The following is a 20,404-nucleotide window of genomic DNA, read 5'->3' as shown; positions in this document are numbered from 1 at the left end:
TTAGATGGCTTTAACTTCTATTTCAGATTTGGTTTTATCATTAAACAGGACCGCAAAAAGCACGAAAACTAATGCTGCAATTCCTGCTGGAATAATCCAAACCATTTTCCAATCCGTTACGTCTCCCGTTTTATACATATCGGTAATTAAACCCGCTACTTTAAATCCGATTAGCATACCTACTCCATAGGTAGCAAGTGTAATAATGCCTTGCGCAGCACTTTTGAATTTTTCTCCTGCCTTTGAGTTTGTATAAATTTGTCCGGAAACAAAAAAGAAATCATAACAAACACCATGAAGCGCAATACCTATAATGAGCATAAAGCTTAAGTTACCTGCATTACCGTATGCAAAAAGCACATATCGAACAGCCCAAGCTAACATACCCACAATTATCGTTTTCTTAAAACCATATTTTGAAAAGAAAACGGGTATAGCAAGTAAAAATAAAGCCTCAGAAACCTGTCCAATGGCCATTTTACCAGTTGGGTTAGAAACCTTTATGTCTGCCAAGAAGAGGCCAGCATTTTGATAATAGAATGCTAGAGGAATACAAATCAGAATGGAAGAAATAAAGAAGACAGCGAAGTTTTTATCCTTCAATAATTTTAAAGCATCTAAACCTAAGATATCGCCTACTTTTATTTTTTCATCTTTAGCCACTTTTGGAGGTGTTGCTGGAAGCGCGAAACTAAATAAGCCAAGAACTAACGAAGCTATTCCGGCCATCAAAAATGTGCTTTTTAATAATCCAGCTTGAATGCCTTCAGGAGAATCCCAATGGAAAGCGAAGCTAATTAATAAACCAGCTACAATCCATCCAATTGTACCAAATACTCTGATGTTTGCAAATTCTTTTTCAGCATCTTTCATCTGATTAAAAGAAACTGAGTTAACTAGTGCAAGCGTTGGCATGAATAAAATCATATATCCTAAAACGTAAGGATAGAAAACACTTACATCAGGCGCGGTGTACATTTGGTACATTAAAACAGCACCAATGATGTGTAAAATGCCTAAAATCCGTTCTGCATTGAAGTATCGATCTGCGATAAGTCCTATAATAAAGGGGGCGATAATTGCACCCCAAGATTGCGTTGAAAATACAGAACCAATCTCAGAATTGGTTGCCTTTAAGTTGTTGTTTAAGAAAGCGCCCAGTGTTACAAACCATGCGCCCCAGATAAAAAATTCTAGAAACATCATGGTAGAGAGCTTAAAGCGAGTAGTGGTATTCATTTAGTTTATTTGGTTAGTTATTAAAGATTAAGGGTGTATGATTATGGATTTTCCGCAACCTTACACCCTCAGTCTTTAGCCTTATTTTTTAAAGTTCTTTAATGGAGATATTTTTGTACCAAACTTCATCGCCATGATCTTGCAACGCGATTTTGCCAGTCTTAAATATTCCCCAATCTTTCCAGGTTGCAAATTTACTTGCAGCAACTATTCCTTTCCAATTTTCATCCCAAAGCGTAGTTTGTACAACCGTTACGCCATTTAAAATTAATGTTAATTTTCCATTTTTGCTGATAATTTCTGCTTTATTCCATTCGCCCACTGGTTTTACGGGTTCAGAAGAACTTTTTACCAAGTCATACAAATCGCCCGCACGGTGTTTCGGGAATTTTCCATCTGGATGACCATCATTATCAATAACCTGCATTTCTAAGCCTGTAGAGTACGTGGCGTGATATTTTTGATCTTCGTGAACATAAAAAATTAATCCGCTATTTGCTTTTGGCGCTACCTTCCAATCGTACTTTAAATGGAAGTTACCATATTCTTTGTCGGTAACTAAATCGCCACCACCATCTGCACCTTTTGTGGTCAAATCTAGGTGTAACGCACCATCCTGAACTTGCCATGCGCTACCTACACCTGTTTTATTATAAGTATGCCAGCCCGTTGTTGTTTTACCATCAAATAGTGGTTTGAAACCTTTTTGAGCTTTTGTTATTTGTGTTACTGCAAGTAAGATACAAGCAGAAATCAATATTTTTTTCATCTGTGTTTTTGATAATTATAAAGTTAAGTTATTCCACCCTTTACGGTATTCGCGTTTAACGAATTGATTGGCTTCGTCAAAGTTGGTTACTTTCATGTTGTCGTTATCCCAAAGCATTTTGGTATATCTGCCAGGATAAGTTGTTTTGCCTCCAACGGTTTTTTGAATATCAAAACTTCTTATGGCTAGGTTTGCCATCAATAATGCTTCTGTTAATGGTCCAGCGATTTCAAAAGGCGAGCTCACTTCTTGTTTGCCATAACCAGCAATTGCAGCCTCTACCCATTGTTTGTAATGACCATTAGCACCATCTGGTACGCGGGCATATTTTGGAGCTACCTTAATATCTTTATTTCTACTTAAAGGTAATAATTTAGGGTTAGCACTGTAGGTTTCAGACATCATTTTGCCTTTGGTACCAATAAACAAGGTGCCGTTTCCACCATCACCAAAAGTTTCGTTGGCTTCTAATTCTTCCGGACGCTCCGGTTGGATTCCGCCATCCATCCAATGTAGGGTAACATCGCCTTGGGTTTTATTGGTTTTAGGGAATTTTAACGTTACGTGACTTGATGGAGGACAGCTTTCTGGGAAATACCCGCGCTTAAACTCGTCAACATAAACAGAGCCCACACTTGCTTCCACTTCTTTGGCATATTTTAAGTTTAGTACGCTAAAAGGTGCCTCAATTAGGTGGCAGCCCATGTCTCCAAGTGCACCTGTTCCGTAATCCCACCAGCCACGCCAGTTAAACGGAACCAATTTATCAACAAAATCTTTCTCTGGTGCAGTGCCTAACCACAAATTCCAATCTAATTCTTTAGGGATCTCTGCTTTCTTACTTGGCCAAGGAATACCTTGAGGCCATACTGGGCGGTTGGTCCAAGCGTAAACGGTGTGTACATCGCCAATTAAGCCCGCTTCGTACCATTCTTTCATTTGTCTTGGCCCATCGTTGGATGCACCTTGATTCCCCATTTGGGTAACCACTTTATATTTCTTCGCTGCCGCCGTTAAAATACGTGCTTCGTAAATATCGTGGGTTAAAGGCTTTTGAACATAAACGTGTTTGCCTAACTGCATGGCTGCCAATGCTTGAATGGCATGGTTATGATCTGGTGTAGAAACAGAAACGGCATCAAAGTTTTTATGTTCTTTATCCAGCATTTCGCGCCAATCTTTATAATATTTTGCCTTAGGAAAAGATTTTACACTATTGGCCGCGCGGCGGTCGTCAACATCACATAAGAATGCAATATCTGCTTTTCCGCTTTTTGCAAACATGGCGATATCACTTTCTCCTTTTCCCCCAGCACCAATACCGGCAACCAAGAGGCGATCGCTTGGCGCTAAAAAGCCTTTCCCACCCAATACATGGCGTGGAACAATCATAAATGCAGCGGCTGCAATGGCGCTGGTTTTAATAAAATCGCGGCGGTTACTCGCATTTTTATTTTCTTGGTCTGTTTTCATTTCAGTAGTTAAGGTTCGAAATTTTATGTTCTTATTTTTTTAATGATAAAATATATTTTACCATTAGTTTAGCATCTTCTTTTTTAACGGTTGGATGAGCTGTCATGGGCAATGATCCCCAAACGCCTGTTCCGCCCTTAATAATTTTATCGGCTAAAGCATTGATGTTTTTTTCTGTTGCTGGATATTTCTTTGCAACATCAACATAGGCCGGACCAACAATTTTATTGGTTTTGTTATGGCAGCCCATGCAATCAGACTTATTAATTAATTTTTCGCCGGCACTTACTTGAAAAGCGTGGTTTTTTAGTGTTGCTGTTGCAGCAACAGTCTTCTCCTTTGATAAATCTGCTTTAGAAAAGGAGGCCATAAAGATTACAACGGCACCTAAGATTAGAGATGTTTTTTTCATTTGTTTTATAGTTTTTAAGAATTCAGTCTGCTAAATCGTTTTATATAAATAACTCCGTTTAGCAGGTTTTCATTGTTGTGTGTGTGATATTTAATTATAAACCTAATATTTTTCTGTTAAAATTACCATCGCTACCTGATGCTGCAAAATCATCAAAAGCTTTATCTGTTACTTTTATGATATGATTTTTAATAAATTCTGAGCCTTCTCTTGCACCATCTTGTTGGTTTTTAATACAGCATTCCCACTCCATAACTGCCCAACCTTTAAAGTCATATTGAGCCAATTTACTAAAAATGGTTTTAAAATCAACCTGCCCATCTCCTGGAGAGCGGTACCTACCTGCCCGATTTGCCCAACTTTGGTAGCCTCCAAATGTGCCTTGTTTGCCTGTAGGGTTAAATTCTGCATCCTTAACGTGGAATGCTTTTATCCTTTCGTGGTAAAAATCGATGTATTGAATGTAATCTAATTGTTGCAACACAAAGTGTGAGGGATCGTACAATAAGCATGCTCGTGGGTGATTGTTAACGGCTGCTAAAAACATTTCGTAGGTTTCTCCGTCAAACAAATCTTCTCCTGGATGGATTTCATAACAAACATCCACTCCACTTGCATCAAAAGCATTTAATATGGGCATCCATCGTTTGGCAAGTTCTGCAAAACCTTCTTCTACCAATCCTTGTGGGCGTTGTGGCCATGGGTGGAAATATTGCCATAGCAATGAACCACTGAAAGTTGCATGGGCATTCAAACCTAAATTTTCAGATGCCTTTGCTGCATATTTCATTTGCTGAACAGCCCATTCGGTTCTGGCTTTAGGGTTTCCATGAAATTCTTTGGGTGCAAAGGCATCGAATAAGTCATCATAGGCCGGATGAACGGCAACCAATTGCCCTTGAAGATGTGTAGAAAGTTCTGTTATTTCTAATCCGTAAGATGCAATTTTACCTTTCAATTCATCTGCATAGGCTTTGCTTTCTGCGGCTTTCTGTAAATCAATAAAACGGGTATCTAAAGTGGGCATTTGGATTCCTTTAAAGCCCAAATCTGATGCCCATTGACAGATGTGATCTAATGAATTGAATGGCGCCTCATCACCAATAAACTGAGCTAGAAAAACCGCAGGTCCTTTTATAGTTGTCATGGTAAGTGCTTAAATTTTATAATCTGTCCATTTTTGATCTGACTGACTGGAGTTCACCACATTTTCTATAAATGCCATTCCTCTAATTCCATCCTCAGCATTTGGAAAATCGAGCATTTCAGCCGTTGGCTTTTCGTTATTTAGTTTGGCATCAATAGTTAGTGCAAAATTTCTGTAAATGTTCGCAAAAGCTTCTAAATAGCCTTCTGGATGTCCACCTGGAGTTCTGGTATTGTGTTGGGCGAAGCTGGCCATGTAGCCATTGCCTGTTCTGTAAATTTGGGCTGGGGCGTTTAACCATTTCGCAATTAAAGTATTTGGCTCCATTTGGTGCCATTCTAAGCCCCCTTTTTCGCCATAGATTTTAATCTTTAAGGCATTTTCTTCGCCAGCAGCAATTTGTGACGCTACCAACACACCATTTGATCCATTATCAAATTTCAACAACACATTTCCATCATCATCTATGGCTCTACCATCTACAACGATGTTTAAGTCTGCACATATTTTTGAAATTTTTAAACCAGAGATGTATTCTGCAAGGTGAGCCGCATGTGTGCCAATATCGCCCATGCTTCCGCTTTTACCGGTTTTAGATGGATCGGTGCGCCAAGCCGCTTGTGCATTTCCTTCACGTTCTGATAAAGTACTCAACCAGCCTTGAGGATACTCGACCATAATTTTTCGGATTGATCCCAACAAACCTTCGCTTACCATTTGTTTGGCTTGCTTTACCATCGGATAGCCCGAATAGGTATGTGTTAAGCAAAGGGTTAATCCCGTTTCTTCTACTTTGGCTTTGAGCTGTTTTGCTTCATCAAGAGTCAAAGTCATTGGTTTTTCAATCACCACGTTGAAGCCTTTATCCAGCGCCATCATTGCCGGGGCAAAGTGGGCAAAGTTTGGGGTAACGATGGTTACAAAATCAATACGCTCATTGGCGGGTAACTCACTTTCTTTAGTGAGCATTTCTTCGTAGCTTTTATAGATTCTATGGTCTGGCAGAAATAAAAGTTTTCCAGATTCGTAGCCAACCTCAGGGTTAACACTCAGCGCACCTGCGGCAAGTTCGATTAAGCCATCCATGTTGGCGGCCAATCGATGTACGGCACCGATAAAGGCGTCTTTACCGCCACCTATCATGCCCATTCTCAATTTTCTTTTCATAAAATATCAGGTTATGGCAAAAGGTTTAAGGTGTTTGGCACGATACCTTACACATTAAACCTTTGTACTTTACCTTTTTTAAATGTTGTTTTTCTTTAATTCTTTAACCGCGTAATCGCATGCACGGGCTGTAAGCGCCATAAATGTGAGTGATGGGTTTTGGCAAGCGATTGATGGCATACAAGATCCATCGGTAACGAAAACGTTTTTAACCTCATGCATTTGGTTCCATTTGTTTAGAACCGAAGTTTTTGGGTCGTTACCCATTCTTGCGGTACCTTGCTCGTGGATGGCCATGCCTGGATAGCAACCATTATCGTACGTTTTAACATTTTTCATGCCTGCTGCTTCTAGCATTTCAGCTGCATCATTCATCATGTCAACACGCATTTTTTTCTCATTTTCTTTGTATTCGCAATCAATGGCCAAAACGGGTTGTCCCCATTTGTCTTTTTTGGTTTTGTCGATGTAAACCCTGTTTTCGTAATAAGGAAGCATTTCACCGAAACCGCCTAAACCCATTGTCCATTTGCCTGGTTTAGTCATTTTTTCTTTTAAGCCGGCACCAAACGATAATTCTGCAACATCATTTTGCCAATTGCTTCTGCTTGCACCACCTTGATAGCCAAAGCCACGCAAGTAGTCTCTTTTGTCGTTATTAACATTTTGGTAACGGGGAACATAAACACCGTTAGCTCGGCGGCCGTAGGTGTATTTATCATCAAAGCCTTCAGCTTCTCCAGATGCACCACAACGGAAGTGGTGATCCATTAAGTTGTGCCCTAACTGACCGCTTCCATTACCTAAGCCATTTGGATGTGCCTCTGAAGTGGAGTTTAACAATACGAAAGTAGAACCCAAAGTAGAACCGTTAACAAAAACGATTTTTGCATAAAATTCCATCTCTTTGTGCGTTTCGGCATCAATAACCATCACACCTTTTGCTTTTTGGGTGTCCTTATCGTAAATGATGTGGTTTACGATAGAGTATGGCCTAACCGTTAATCTATTTGTAGCCATTGCTGCTGGTAGGGTAGAAGATTGTGTGCTGAAATAGGCCCCAAACGGACATCCACGACTACACAAATTTCTATATTGGCAATTGCCTCTACCTTTATGAGGAACAGTTAAATTTGCCACCCGACCAATCATCATGATGCGCTCTCTTTTGTAGCGTTCTTCCAGACGGGCTTTTACGGATTTCTCCACCACGTTTAAGTCCATTGGAGGAAGAAATTGTCCATCAGGGCATAAATCCCAGTTTTCTTTAGATCCACTTATACCTGCAAAACGCTCTACATAATCGTACCAAGAAGAAAGATCTTTGTAACGAATAGGCCAGTCGTTTCCGTGTCCATCTTTAGCATTATCCTCGAAATTATGATCGCTAAAACGATAACTTTGGCGACCCCACATCAGCGATTTTCCCCCCACGTGAAAACCACGATACCAATCGAAACGCTTATCTTCGGTATATGGGCATTCTAAATCGTTCACCCACCATTTTTCATTGGCTTCTTGATAGGGATAATCTCTTTTTTGTACTGGGTGGGTACGTTTTTGTTCTTCGGTTAGTCTCCCTGCATGCTTAAAATCCCAAGGGTTTTTCATTGCAGTTTCGTAGCCGGTTATGTGCTCGATGTTCATGCCCCTTTCAAGCATAAGCACACGTAAACCTTTTTCGGTAAGTTCTTTTGCGGCCCAGCCACCACTAATTCCCGATCCGATTACGATAGCATCGTAGGTATTCTCTTCTTTTAAATTTATATTTAAATTCATGATGTTTTGTCGTTGTAGTTTAAATTAGGTTGCCCAAGATTTTTGTCCGGGTTTTAATTTAGCATTGCCATCGTAGCGGCCAGGAATCAGCACATACTCACGCGCTTTGGTGCAACCAATTTCTGATGAGTAATAACCCAGCAAAGTCAAATCTCTAGCGGTGGTGAAGAAGTAAACTAAATCTTTATTGTCTTCTGATTTTGAATCTTTTTGAGCTAAAGAGATGGCCCTCAAATCGATCATCAATTTGGTACGTTCGGCAGGGCTTAATTCAAGATATTTTTTGCCGAAATCCTTTTGAGATTTTGCCTGTAGATCTTTGAAGCCCTGGCTAAAAGACTCTTGCATTTTTGCAGGGTAACAATCTTGCATCATCATTGGGATAAACTTGCCTAAACCAGCCGCTTTGGCACCAGCAGATGATTTGGTTGTTGGAACAATAATGTCAGCAAATTCGGCAAAAATCTTCTCATCCTGTAAAGAGTAGGACACGAAGTTTTTTTCATTTTCGGGGAGCGTAAAACTTTCAAATAGAACGCCCATCGTACTTGCGGAGATTGCTCCTCCAAGCAAGAAAGCGACGTTTTTAAGTGCTTCTCTTCTGTGCATCGTTTTTATGATTTATATACTGGTTATCGTTTGGTTTTAATAGGTAATATTAGAGAAAATAAGCCACAATTTTTAGCGATTAAAGGTTAAATTTTCGGTCTGCAATGCGATTGTTACGAGGTAGAATCATTCTAAATAATCAGATTAAATCAATATTTACTTATAACTGAAACGTTTTAGTAAATTTTAGGGCATTGAATTTTGGCGACTATAATCATTTTGTGCATCCAGAAATATTTAAGGAAGTTCATTTTAGTTTCGTTATTTATTAGTGAAGTTATTGTTCAATGATTCCTGCTAAGTCAAAACCAGTAGAGGACAATACTATTGCAAATATTTTCGGGCTCTGAACTACATTTTAAAGCAAATAACATTTCAATGGGCTTTCAATGTTTATTCCTATTCTACATCCAATATCAACTGTTAACCATAAAAATAATTTCCTTCCTGTAGATATTTTATTGCTTTTTATCTCATTTTTTTACCTTTGCTCCATCTCTATAAAACTATGCAGGAAAAAATTGTTGTTTTGGGCTCTAACGGGCAAATCGGAACCGAGTTGGTAACTATGTTACGTAAAATATATGGTGATGATCATGTAGTTGCTTGCGATATTCGCCGGCCAGATTATGACATTAAGAACTCAGCTCCATTCGAATTTGTTAACGTTTTAGACAAAGAGATGATTAAAGGCATTTTCCAAAAATATAAGCCCACACAGGTTTATCTTTTGGCCGCCTTATTATCAGCAACTGGAGAGCAAAATCCCAAATTGGCTTGGGATTTAAACATGAACGGTTTGCTCAACGTTCTGGATCTTGCTTTAGAGTATAAAACGGCAAAAGTGTATTGGCCAAGTTCTATTGCGGTATTCGGACCAAATTCTCCGAAAGACAATACCTCGCAATATTGCATTATGGATCCAAACACCGTTTATGGGATTAGTAAACTGGCAGGAGAGCGATGGTGCGAATATTATAACCAGAAATATGGTTTAGATGTTAGAAGCATTCGTTACCCAGGTTTAATTAGCTGGAAAGCGGCGCCTGGTGGTGGTACTACCGATTATGCAATTCATATTTTTCATGATGCATTAAAAAAGGGTAGCTACCAAAGTTTTTTAAATGCCGACACAGAGTTGCCGATGATGTATATGGATGATGCGATTAGGGGCACCATTGAATTAATGGATGCGCCTGCCGATCAAATTTCGGTTAGAAGCAGTTATAATTTTGGTGGGGTAAGTTTTACACCAGAGGTTTTAGCCGCAGAAATCAGAAAACATATTCCAAATTTTACGTTATCTTACACAGCTGAAAGTGATCCACGCCAACAAATTGCAAATAGCTGGCCTCGTTCTATCGATGATGGTTACGCGGCCAAAGATTGGAATTGGAAACCTGAGTTCGATTTATCGAAACTCACAATTGATATGTTAAATAATTTAAAAAAATAGGGTATAGGTTTTAGAGTCAAAGATATAGGGTTCATAACCAATCTTTATCCTTTATGCCAAACACTCAATACTAAAAAATGGGAAGAGCATTCGAATTTAGAAAAGAAAGAAAATTTAAGCGTTGGGCCAAAATGGCGGTTCAGTTTACGCGTATAGGTAAAGATATCGTAATGGCGGTTAAAGAATCTGGGCCTCATCCAGAAACCAATTCGCGCCTGCGTACCGCAATGCAAAATGCTAAGGCAGTAAACATGCCAAAAGATAGGGTAGAAGCAGCTATAAAACGCGCTTCTGATAAATCAATGGCCAATTACGAAGAAATTGTTTATGAAGGTTATGCGCCACACGGTGTTGCAGTTCTAATCGAAACCGCAACAGATAATACCAACCGTACAGTTGCCAACATCAGAAGTTATTTTAATAAAACGGATGGATCTTTAGGTAAAACGGGCTCGTTAGATTTTGTATTCAATCGGAAATCGGTTTTTAGATTTGTGCCTGCTGAAGGTTTAGATTTGGAAGAATTAGAATTCGAATTAATTGACGCTGGCCTAGAAGAATTATATGTAGAAGCCGATGAAGAAGGAAATGATGTAGCGGTAGCTCAAGGCGCTTTCGAAAACTTCGGATCGCTGCAAAAAGCTTTAGAAGAAAAAGGTATCGAACTTAAAAGCTCAAAATTAGAGCGTATTGCCCTTTCTCATCACGAAGTTACCGAAGAGCAAGCACTAGATGTTTTGAAATTAATCGATAAATTGGAAGAGGACGATGACGTTCAGGCGGTTTATCACAATATGGCTGAATAGAAATTGCTTTAAATAGTTAAAATGGGCTTGGGGATTTCTCTTCAAGCCCTTTTTTTTATAATTCATTCTTGAATAACCAGAAATTTGTGGATGTTAAACCTAATTTTTGGAGCGCAAAACCTGTGCGTATCGGAAACGATAGTCCCGCCAACAATTCAAGTCCGCAACGATGAAAAATCGTTTTGCGGGCTTTCCATTTATGTCGGGGCTAATTTACATAGGTAAACCTAAGTAAAACAAACCCAATGCGGCGCAGAACTTGATTTTTTGGTTAGTCGGGATTTTTGTTAGTCGGGATTTGCAATCCCTTCATTCTGTACTAGGGATTTTCAATCCCTAATTGTGTGGATTAAAAATCCACAGCTCATGCGGACGAGATTACAAATCTCGACCAACTTCAGGTAATTTACATAGGTAAACCTAAGTAAAACAAACCCACTGCGACGCAGAACTTGATTTTTTTGTTAGTCGGGATTTGCAATCCCGTCATTCTGTACTAGGGATTTTCAATCCCTAATTGTGTGGATTAGATATCCACAGTTCATATGGACGAGATTACAAATCTCGACCAACTTCAGGATGGAGAATTTGCTAGTTGGGATTTGCAATCCCTAATTGGCGTGGATTAGAAATCCACAGCCCATGCGGACGAGATTACAAATCTCGACCAACTTCGGGATGGAGAATTTTGCTAGTTGGGATTTTCAATTCCTAATTGGCGTGGATTAGAAATCCACGGCTCATGCGGACGAGATTACAAATCTCGACCAACTTCAGGATGGAGAATTTTGCTAGTTGGGATTTTCAATTCCTAATTGGCGTGGATTAGAAATCCACAGCCCATGCGGACGAGATTACAAATCTCGACCAACTTCAGGATGGAGAATTTTGTTAGTTGGGATTTGCAATCCCTAATTGGGGTGGATTAGAAATCCACAGCCCATGCGGACGAGATTACAAATCTCGACCAACTTCAGGATGGAGAATTTGCTAGTTGGGATTTGCAATCCCTAATTGGGGTGGATTAGAAATCCACAGCCCATGCGGACAAGATTACAAATCTCGACCAACTTCAGGATGAAGAATTTGTTAGCCGGGATTTGCAATCCCTAATTGGCGTGGATTAGAAATCCACAGCTTATGCGCACGAAATTACAAGTTTCGACCATCGACGGTTTACAGCAGTATGAGCGATTTCTCATATTGGAATGACTTGGACCGCCAAACCTATGCGTACCGGAAACGATAGTGCCCCCAACTTTCCATTTACGTCGGGGCTAATGATAAGAATTAATCATTAATATGTGGTAAAAAAACTGGTACAGCGGTGCGCAAACCCAATTTTTTTTGTTTAGGTCGGGGGAGGATATTTAGTTGAATCTGCGTAAACTAAACCTGTACAGGAGCGGCACGAAACCCGATTTTTCATCGGGTGAGTAAAGCGGATGGCAGGGCTTTGGGTACCGATGAAATACCGAAGCCTGCTTTCCAAATCAATTATTTTTTAGGAGAAATGCGCCTTTATTTTTTAGGAGAAATGCGTCTTTATTTTTTGTGGCTAAACAACCAAGGCAATAACTCTGGTTCGGCAAAGGTACTATCCCAACTGTTGTGGTTGGCATTTGGATAGAGGGTGAATTTCACCTCATCGCCTACTGTTTTTAAACGTTCTGCAATCGCCATAGAAAAGGCAGGATCAACAATATCATCTTTTGCTCCGTGGAAAATCCATAGCGGTACTTTTTGATACTTCTTGATGTTATTGGTGTTATCTCCACCGCAAATGGAAATTGCTGCGGCAAAAGTGTTGCGTTTGCGACGCAGGAGCTCAAATGTGCCCATGCCACCCATTGATAAACCACCAACATATAGCTGTTCTTTATTTACAAAAGGTTTTTTTAAGAAATCTTTAACCATGCCAACCAGTGCGTGCATGGCTTTTGTAGGTTCGCCCCCCTCAACAAAAGAAATCTTTCTCTTACCACTCTCATATTTACTGTTATTTATGTTCGCCCAAAAATCATTAGCTGGGCATTGAGGGAAAACGATAATGGCTGGAAAGTTTTTACGAACATCTTCTTTTAAAAATAAAGCCCCTCCGTGTGTCAATTGTTTTTCATTATCGTTTCCACGTTCGCCGCTTCCATGTAAAAAGAAAACAACTGGATATTTTTCAGCAGGATTAAAATTTTCAGGGAATAGAATTCGATAATAGATTGAATCTTTACCCTTAATAAAACTTCCTTTTTCGTATTTATTAAAATCTTGAGCCTTTGAAGCAAAACCCAATACCAGAAGACAGATGGTTAGAAATATATTTTTCATGTAACAAAATTAAAAAACCCCAGCTATTTTGCAACAGTCTGGGGTGAATAAGGAACCTAATAATATTTTATTTCAATGTAAATGATGCTTCTTTCACATCACGCGAGTTTGTACCGATAAACAATTTAAAATCGCCAGGCTCTGCAACAAATTTTAAATCAGAATTGTAGAATTTTAAATCGTTTTCTGATATCGTGAAACTTATTTGTTTGCTTTCTCCCGCTTTTAAACTCACTTTTTGGAAACCTTTAAGCTCTTTAACGGGACGAGTAATGCTACCCACTAAATCTCTGGTGTAAAGTTGTACAACTTCTTTACCATCATATTTTCCGGTGTTTGTTAAGGTAACGCTAGCAGTGATGGATTTGCCTTTGGTTAAAGTGTTTGAACTGAGTTTAATATCGCTATAAGAGAAGGTAGTGTAGCTCAAACCATAACCAAATGGGAATAATGGATCGTTGCTAACGTCTAAATAGTTCGAACGGAATTTTTCAAACCATTTGCCTTCTGCTAAGGGTCTGCCAGTATTCTTGTGTGCGTAATAAAGTGGCACCTGACCAACATTTTGAGGGAAAGTTGTACTTAGTTTTCCTGATGGGTTTACATTACCGAACAATACATCGGCGATAGAATTACCTGCTTCGCTACCTGGAAACCACACATTTAAGATTGCTGGGATATTTTCATTTTCCCACTTCAACGCCAATGGTCTGCCTGTAAATAAAACCAAAACGATTGGTTTGCCAGTTTTTGCAAGTGCCTTTAATAAGTTCTTTTGCGTTTCTGGAATTTGAATATCGGTAACGCTACTGCTTTCTCCTGTAAATTCAGAACTCTCGCCGATGGTGGCTACCACCACATCCGATTTTTCGGCAACTTTTAAAGCTTCTTTAATCATTTCAGCCTCAGTTCTCGAATCGCGAAGGTAGGTTGGGTTGTGGATGTTTACATATCTGTGCTCTAATACAGAATCTGCTAAGAAATTTGAACCTCGAGCGGTTAAGATTTTAGCGTCTGCGCCTAAAGCATTTTTTAAGCCTTGTAGCACCGTAACTGAGCGGTCAAACAAAGCGGCAACACTCCAAGTACCATACATATTTGCAGTATTATCTGCCAATGGGCCAATTAAACCAATAGTTGATGTTTTTTTGAGTGGTAAAATGTTATTATCATTTTTTAATAAAACAAAACTTTCTGCCGAAATCTCTCTTGCAATTAGACGATTTTCTGGGCTAAATACTTCTTTTTCTGCTCTTTGAGCATCACAGAATTTATATGGATCAGTAAATAAGCCTAATTTATATTTGGCTTGAAGAATTAACCTACAAGCATTATCAATTTGTTGGATACTCACTTTTTTCTCGGATAAAGATTTTTTCAATGTGCCTAAAAAGCCTTCACCAACCATATCCATATCTACGCCTGCGTTTAACGCTAGGGCCGATACTGTCTGCAAATCGCCCATTCCATGCGCAATCATTTCAGGGATACCGGTATAATCGGTTACTACAAAACCTTTAAAACCCCATTGGTTGCGAAGTACTTCAGTCATTAACCACTTGCTTCCTGTTGCAGGAATACCATCAACCTCGTTAAAAGAAGCCATGATACTTGCTGCACCTGCCTCAACTGCGGCTTTGTATGGTGGGAGGTATTCGTTATACATTCTAACCTTACTCATATCGGTAGTATTGTAATCTCTACCACCTTCTGCAGCACCGTATAGTGCGTAGTGTTTAACACAGGCTAATATCTCGTTGTTGGCCTGTAACTTACCTTGATAGCCCCTAACCATAGCTTTCGCTATTTGCGATCCTAAATAGGCATCTTCGCCATTGCCTTCAGAAATTCTTCCCCAACGTGGATCGCGTGCAATATCTACCATAGGAGAGAAAGTCCAGTTGATTCCGCTTGCACTGGCTTCGATGGCGGCAACTCTTGCCGATTTTTGAACAGCGTCCATATCCCAAGTACAACTCATGCCCAATGGAATTGGAAAAACGGTGTTGTAACCATGTATTACGTCCATTCCAAATAACAATGGAATTTTCATGCGACTATTCTCTACCGCAACTTTTTGAACCGCTTTTATTTTCTCTACGCCTTTAATGTTGAATAGTCCGCCTACATGCCCATCTTTAATTTTCTTGGCAATATCACTGCTGTTTGCTTGGCCTGTGGTAATGTCGCCCGAGCTTGGTAAATTAAGCTGACCGATTTTTTCATCAATGGTCATTTTTGCCAATAAGTTATTAATGAAGCTATTCATTTTAGCTTCTTCGGCAGAAACCGGTTTTTTGGTTTGCGCTGATGCGTTCAGCACTAAAATTGTTAAAAAAACAACGAAGATATTCGCTTTATTCATTCTGTGTGTGTTTATGCTTAAAATTTAATCAACTTTTTTTACTTCGGTTTTTGCTGAAACGCCATTCTCATTTATTGCTTCAATAGAGAAGTAATATGCTTTTTGACTGTCCATTGCCTTAAACCAATATTCATTAAAATCATGAATCATGATGCAGTTATACAATTTATCTGGAGCCGTGCCATAATACAGGTTATATGCAAACGCATTATCAACCGGGGTCCATTTGATATAGGCACTGCGTTTATCTTTCTCAGTTCTAAGTACAATTAGGTTTTTTACTTCAGCTGGTTTTTCTCCATTCCCATTCCCAAAAACACGTAAGCCACTAATGGCAAACTTACCTGTAGGCATGTGGATATTCACCATTTTGATAAAGCGTGTTTTAACAGGCTTAGTCAGTTCAATATAGTCATGCGGAACATCTGTCTTATTCTGGCTCTTATCTACCAAAGTCGTCCAAGTTTTACCATCAACTGAGGAAAGAATTTTGTATTGGTGGTAAGTACCCATTTGTTTTCCAAGAAACTCAACATCTTGGTCGGCATAGTTAATTTGAATAGCATTCACGGTTGCCAAACTACCGAGGTCTGTTTGAATCCACTCGCCATTGTTAGCGGTTTTTGCACTCCAATAGGTTTTTATGCTTTCATCAACCGCATTATTTGCATTGAAACTACCCAGGGTGGAGGATACAGTAACTGGTTTTTTATAATTGATGAGCATCCAACCCGGGCCTGCTGGGCCATTTTCTTTCCTTTCGGAAGGAAGATAAAGCGGATAATCGCCAAATGCGGTATTCGTCCACATTATGTCGTCTTTATCAAAGCCTGTAGGCCAAATGCCCATTCTTCGTTCCCAAGTATTTTTTACGCAGATGATACTGGTAGAGATGTGCCAATAGTTTTTATTGTTATCTTGAAAAGTTGCGCCATGCCCAGCACCGCGAGAGAAACCACCGCCTTTATAACTTAATGGATCGGATTGCGGTGTTGAGGGGCTATCATAAAACAAGGGTTTTTTACCAACCACAACGCCATCAGAGTAGCCACTAAATTCGGTTCCTGGAGCGCCATATTGGAAATAATATTTGCCATTGTGCTTGGTCATCCACGCACCCTCAGCAAAAGGATCAAGAAAGGTATCATCCATATACTCCCCAAATCGTTGCCAGCCATAGCGCCAGCTTTGGAGAATGTACATAGGCATACGCGTTCCGATGGGTTGAAAAGTTTTACGATTTAATTCAACGCCATACATTGGGTAATTGTTGCTACTCCCATTGTACATATAAAACTTTCCATCATCATCCGTAAAAAACGCTGGGTCCCAGCCACCAATTTCTAATGAATCAACCAATGGAAACCATTTATTTCCTTTTGGATCGGTACTGCCCCATAAAGTGAAGTTTTTTGTATAGGTACTTCCAAAAACCACCATGGTATCGCCAACAATTCCAACGGCTGGAGCACAAAGTTCGTCCTGCGTTTTGTTCCATGGGCGAAGAAATTTTCTTTCTTCAAATTTCCAGTTGAGCATATCAGGACTATGCCAGTAACCCCATTGGTTGGTGCTAAATAGATAAAAATCGCCTTTGTAATTTACAATTACTGGATCGGCCGTAGCACGATGTTTGCCCCATTCGGTAAATGATTCGATAGGGGTGTAGCCGTAATCTACATTTATAGGATTGCAATATGTTTTTTGCTTTTGGGCAAATAAATTTGAGAGCGATAGGATAAAAATGATGGTAAGTAAGGTCTTTCTCATGGTTTAAATCTCTTTTATTTACTCAATTCTGGCCTTTCAAAACCCAATTTTTTCAATCCTCGTTGCACATCTGAGTTCTGCATAAATAATTTCCAAAGCAAACCCGATCTATGATTTTCAATCATAACCGCCATCGGGCCTTGGTCAATACCCAAATAGCGTTTTGGATACCAGTTTTCAGTTTCTGAAAAGGCATCGTAAAAGCCATATTTCCCCCAAACTTTATCGCCTAAGTTTTCGTATAAATGTCTTATCACCTTCATTGATTCTTTAGGTGTGTAGGGTAGAGAGGAAATGGCTGCGGTTGGAGAAATTACGCCGAAATCTTCTTGTGGGTTATGTGCTGCGTAACCTTTTGTTGAATAGCTAGCCGTTAAGCCCCAATTGTTTTCACCGTATCCTTTAAAGCCTTTGGGATTAGCTACGCAATAATCGCGAATGGCTAACGTATGATTAACGTTGTTTGTCCAGTAATCGGCATATTGATCTTTTAATCCACGAGGGTCTAATCCCAAATAGGAGTAGTGTGCCCAAAATAATGGCCCTACAGAATTCTTTTGACCTTGATAGTCCATCGTAAACGGATGTCCATATAAGTCGAACTTGGCTGTAATCTCGCCCTTTCTGGCCCATCCTTCATGATACACCTCTGCCGGAACGGTATGGGTTGGTGATGATGCCGCCAAAACATACATAATCAAGCATTCGTTATAACCCTTTACTGGAAAATTCATTTCCCACTGATACTCAGGCGACCAATGCCAATACAACACATTTTGATTGCCTTTACGGTACCAATTAAAATCGATTCCTTTCCACAATTGATCTGCCTTTTCTGCTAGTTTTTTTTCTTCAGCAGTTCCATTTTTGTAATATGAGTTGATACAAATTAGCGATTGAGCCAAGAAAGAACTTTCCACCAAATCGCCACCATTATCCTTTTTACCAAATGGGTGCACTTTGCCTGTTTCTCCGTAAATCCAATGTGGCCAAGCCCCATGAAAACGATCTGCTTTATCTAAGAAGTTCAAGATTTTATCTAGTCGTTCTAAACCTTCTTTTTTGGTTACATATCCTCGATCTATTCCACTTAAAATAGCCATTAAACCAAAACCCGTAGCACCTGTGGCTACCGTACTCTTGTCGTTATCTGGATAAATGTTATCCACGTGGAAACGCTCTCTACCTGCACCTGAAGTAGGTTCGGCACCATCCCAAAAGTATTGAAATGTTTGTTTTTCAACTAAATCCAACAAAGCATCATCCGAAAGATTCTTCTTGATGGATAAATCTGGATTGTAAGGTTGATTGATCTTCTGTGCACAAGATGGAAGCGTTAAAGCAGCTAAGAGTAAAATAGAGAAGTAACGGAAAGTAATTTTCATGGTTTGTATTAAATATATTAGAGATTTGGGCTACTAAAGCCTAGATTTTTCATGCCTGCTTTTACCTCAGGTGCGCTCATAAATAAGTTCCAGATGAGTTTAGATCTATAATTTTCGATCATGACAACAATAGGACCTTGATCGATGGCTAGCGTTGATGTGGCAAACCATTGATCTTGTAGAGAAAATGCATCATAGAAACCATATTCTCCCCAGGTTTTATTGCCCAATTTATAATAGAAATATTTCAGTGCCTGTAAGGATTCTGCTGGTGTGTATGCTATAGATGAAATGGCTGCTGTTGGCGCAATTACACCAACATCGTTGCCTGGTGCACTTGCTGTATAGCCATTTTTTATATCGCTTGCCGTTAAGCCCCACACATTTTCGCCATAACCATAAAAGCCGAGTGGGTTGGCTTTACAATAGTTGTAATTTATTAAAGTATGGGCTTTTGTTTGCGTTTCATAGTTGGCATAAGCATCCGTTAAGCCAGTAGGGTTAATACCCATAAAAGAATAATGGGCAAAAAATAAAGGCCCACCATTGGCGGTTCCAAGAGGCAGTTGCACACCATAATAGGTATTGCCATTTTTCATGGCACCATTTTGTGCCCATCCATTATCATAAACAGTTTTCGGAATAGAATAAGTTGGAGAAGAAGCCGCCATAACGTAGGTAACTAAGCATTCGTTCCAACCTTTAATAGGCAGATTCATATCCCAATTGTAATTCGGACTCCAGTGCCAGTACAAGGTATTGCTGTTGTCTTTTCTATACCAGCTCCATTCTACGCCATTGTAGATATTATTAATGTCGTTTCTTAAGGTAGTTTCGGCAGCATCAGCACCATTAAAATATTGACGTGCAGTGATTAGTCCTGCCATTAAGTAAGAAGTTTCTACTAAATCTCCACCATTGTCTTTTGTACTAAAAGGAATTACTTTTCCGGTATTTCCATCCAGCCAATGCGGATAGGCACCGTGAAAGCGTTCTGCAGTTTTCAAAAAGGAAACCATCTTTTGAATACGAGCAAGACCATCGGCTCTGCTTATAAAATTCCGACTGATCCCAGTAACTAAGGCCATAATTCCAAATCCAGATCCACCAGAAGTTACCGTGTTGCCGGAGGTATTTCGCTCTCGAGCTAGGCCGCTGGTTGGGTGGCCAAAATCCCAAAAGTACTTAAATGTTTGCTTTTGAACTAAGGTTAAAAGTTCGTCGTCAGTAATTCGCGGAAATTTGTCGGTATCATCAACGGCGGTGATTAGGTTAACACTTATGGCGCTTTGTAGTTTGTTACCTGCCTTTGATAGAAGGCCAGTGTTTACCGTTAAAATATATTTTGTAATGGGTTGTAAGCTTGTTGGTGTGATTACAACTGTATTATCGTTATTCTCAAGAGTTGGTGTGAATGCGATGGCTGTGCCATTTGCATCATTTAAAGTAATATTTCCGCTTGCGGAAGATAAGTTTATAGGTGTAGAAAATGTAATTTTAATAATGGGAATGCTGTTTAATCCATAATAGGTAAACCCACTGTAGGTACCATTAACCTTCAGATCGGAAAATGAGTAGGAGGAAGGAGGGATTACTGGATCAACCGTAATAGGGGTTTCGCCTTTTTTACAGGCAAAAATAAAGAAGGAGAGGCTTAGTAGGAACAATTGGATGTTTTTCATTTTTTTTGATTTAAAAGAGG

General features: G+C 39.5%; 15 protein-coding genes. 2 read left to right on the top strand and 13 right to left on the bottom strand.

Going from position 1 to position 20,404, the window contains the following annotated elements; translation table 11 throughout:
* From DHW03_RS12235 to DHW03_RS12200, 8 genes are all read right to left on the bottom strand, one after another.
* Positions 1–1,239, bottom strand: a complete 1,239-nt coding sequence (locus DHW03_RS12235; RefSeq protein ID WP_109926141.1) for a nucleoside permease — start codon at positions 1,237–1,239, stop codon at positions 1–3.
* Between the two features lie 88 nt (positions 1,240–1,327).
* Positions 1,328–2,008 (bottom strand): 3-keto-disaccharide hydrolase, encoded by a 681-nt coding sequence (locus tag DHW03_RS12230; protein WP_109926140.1) that lies wholly within the window; start codon positions 2,006–2,008, stop codon positions 1,328–1,330.
* 15 nt (positions 2,009–2,023) lie between these two features.
* Positions 2,024–3,481: a Gfo/Idh/MocA family protein gene (locus tag DHW03_RS12225; RefSeq protein WP_109926139.1), complete on the bottom strand. Its 1,458-nt coding sequence runs from the start codon at positions 3,479–3,481 to the stop codon at positions 2,024–2,026.
* Positions 3,482–3,512: 31 nt separating this feature from the next.
* Positions 3,513–3,893 carry a c-type cytochrome gene (locus DHW03_RS12220; protein ID WP_109926138.1) on the bottom strand — a complete coding sequence of 127 codons (381 nt, stop codon included), beginning with the start codon at positions 3,891–3,893 and terminating at the stop codon, positions 3,513–3,515.
* Between the two features lie 94 nt (positions 3,894–3,987).
* Positions 3,988–5,040 carry a sugar phosphate isomerase/epimerase family protein gene (locus DHW03_RS12215; RefSeq protein ID WP_109926137.1) on the bottom strand — a complete coding sequence of 351 codons (1,053 nt, stop codon included), beginning with the start codon at positions 5,038–5,040 and terminating at the stop codon, positions 3,988–3,990.
* 9 nt (positions 5,041–5,049) lie between these two features.
* Positions 5,050–6,207 (bottom strand): Gfo/Idh/MocA family protein, encoded by a 1,158-nt coding sequence (locus DHW03_RS12210; RefSeq protein WP_109926136.1) that lies wholly within the window; start codon positions 6,205–6,207, stop codon positions 5,050–5,052.
* Between the two features lie 78 nt (positions 6,208–6,285).
* Entirely contained in the window at positions 6,286–7,986 is a 1,701-nt protein-coding gene (locus DHW03_RS12205; RefSeq protein WP_109926135.1) for a GMC oxidoreductase, read from the bottom strand.
* 24 nt (positions 7,987–8,010) lie between these two features.
* Positions 8,011–8,595, bottom strand: a complete 585-nt coding sequence (locus DHW03_RS12200) for a gluconate 2-dehydrogenase subunit 3 family protein (RefSeq protein ID WP_109926134.1) — start codon at positions 8,593–8,595, stop codon at positions 8,011–8,013.
* A gap of 508 nt (positions 8,596–9,103) precedes the next feature.
* On the opposite strand from DHW03_RS12200, the gene DHW03_RS12195 reads away from it, so the two are divergent.
* On the top strand, positions 9,104–10,051 hold the full coding sequence (locus tag DHW03_RS12195) for an NAD-dependent epimerase/dehydratase family protein (RefSeq protein WP_109926133.1): 948 nt from the start codon (positions 9,104–9,106) through the stop codon (positions 10,049–10,051).
* A gap of 77 nt (positions 10,052–10,128) precedes the next feature.
* Positions 10,129–10,857, top strand: a complete 729-nt coding sequence (locus DHW03_RS12190; RefSeq protein WP_109926132.1) for a YebC/PmpR family DNA-binding transcriptional regulator — start codon at positions 10,129–10,131, stop codon at positions 10,855–10,857.
* 1,545 nt (positions 10,858–12,402) lie between these two features.
* On the opposite strand, the gene DHW03_RS12185 is transcribed toward DHW03_RS12190, so the two are convergent.
* The 5 genes from DHW03_RS12185 to DHW03_RS12165 all read right to left on the bottom strand — a co-directional run bounded on the left by DHW03_RS12185 (position 12,403) and on the right by DHW03_RS12165 (position 20,384).
* Positions 12,403–13,182 carry a carboxylesterase family protein gene (locus DHW03_RS12185; protein ID WP_109926131.1) on the bottom strand — a complete coding sequence of 260 codons (780 nt, stop codon included), beginning with the start codon at positions 13,180–13,182 and terminating at the stop codon, positions 12,403–12,405.
* A 67-nt stretch (positions 13,183–13,249) separates the two neighbouring features.
* The gene (bglX, locus tag DHW03_RS12180) at positions 13,250–15,547 is read right to left on the bottom strand and encodes a beta-glucosidase BglX (RefSeq protein WP_109926130.1); all 2,298 of its coding nucleotides are present in this window, start codon (positions 15,545–15,547) and stop codon (positions 13,250–13,252) included.
* A gap of 24 nt (positions 15,548–15,571) precedes the next feature.
* Positions 15,572–17,317, bottom strand: coding sequence for a discoidin domain-containing protein (locus DHW03_RS12175; RefSeq protein ID WP_109926129.1), 1,746 nt, complete (start codon positions 17,315–17,317; stop codon positions 15,572–15,574).
* Positions 17,318–17,331: 14 nt separating this feature from the next.
* Complete coding sequence (locus tag DHW03_RS12170) at positions 17,332–18,702, bottom strand: glucoamylase family protein (protein ID WP_109926128.1); 1,371 nt, start codon at positions 18,700–18,702, stop codon at positions 17,332–17,334.
* A gap of 17 nt (positions 18,703–18,719) precedes the next feature.
* Positions 18,720–20,384 (bottom strand): glucoamylase family protein, encoded by a 1,665-nt coding sequence (locus DHW03_RS12165; protein ID WP_109926127.1) that lies wholly within the window; start codon positions 20,382–20,384, stop codon positions 18,720–18,722.
* Positions 20,385–20,404: the final 20 nt, after the last annotated feature.

The sequence above is a fragment of the Pedobacter yonginensis genome (assembly GCF_003173595.1).
In the GTDB taxonomy this organism is placed as follows: domain Bacteria; phylum Bacteroidota; class Bacteroidia; order Sphingobacteriales; family Sphingobacteriaceae; genus Pedobacter; species Pedobacter yonginense.
This window is presented reverse-complemented; position numbering and strand designations above follow the sequence as displayed.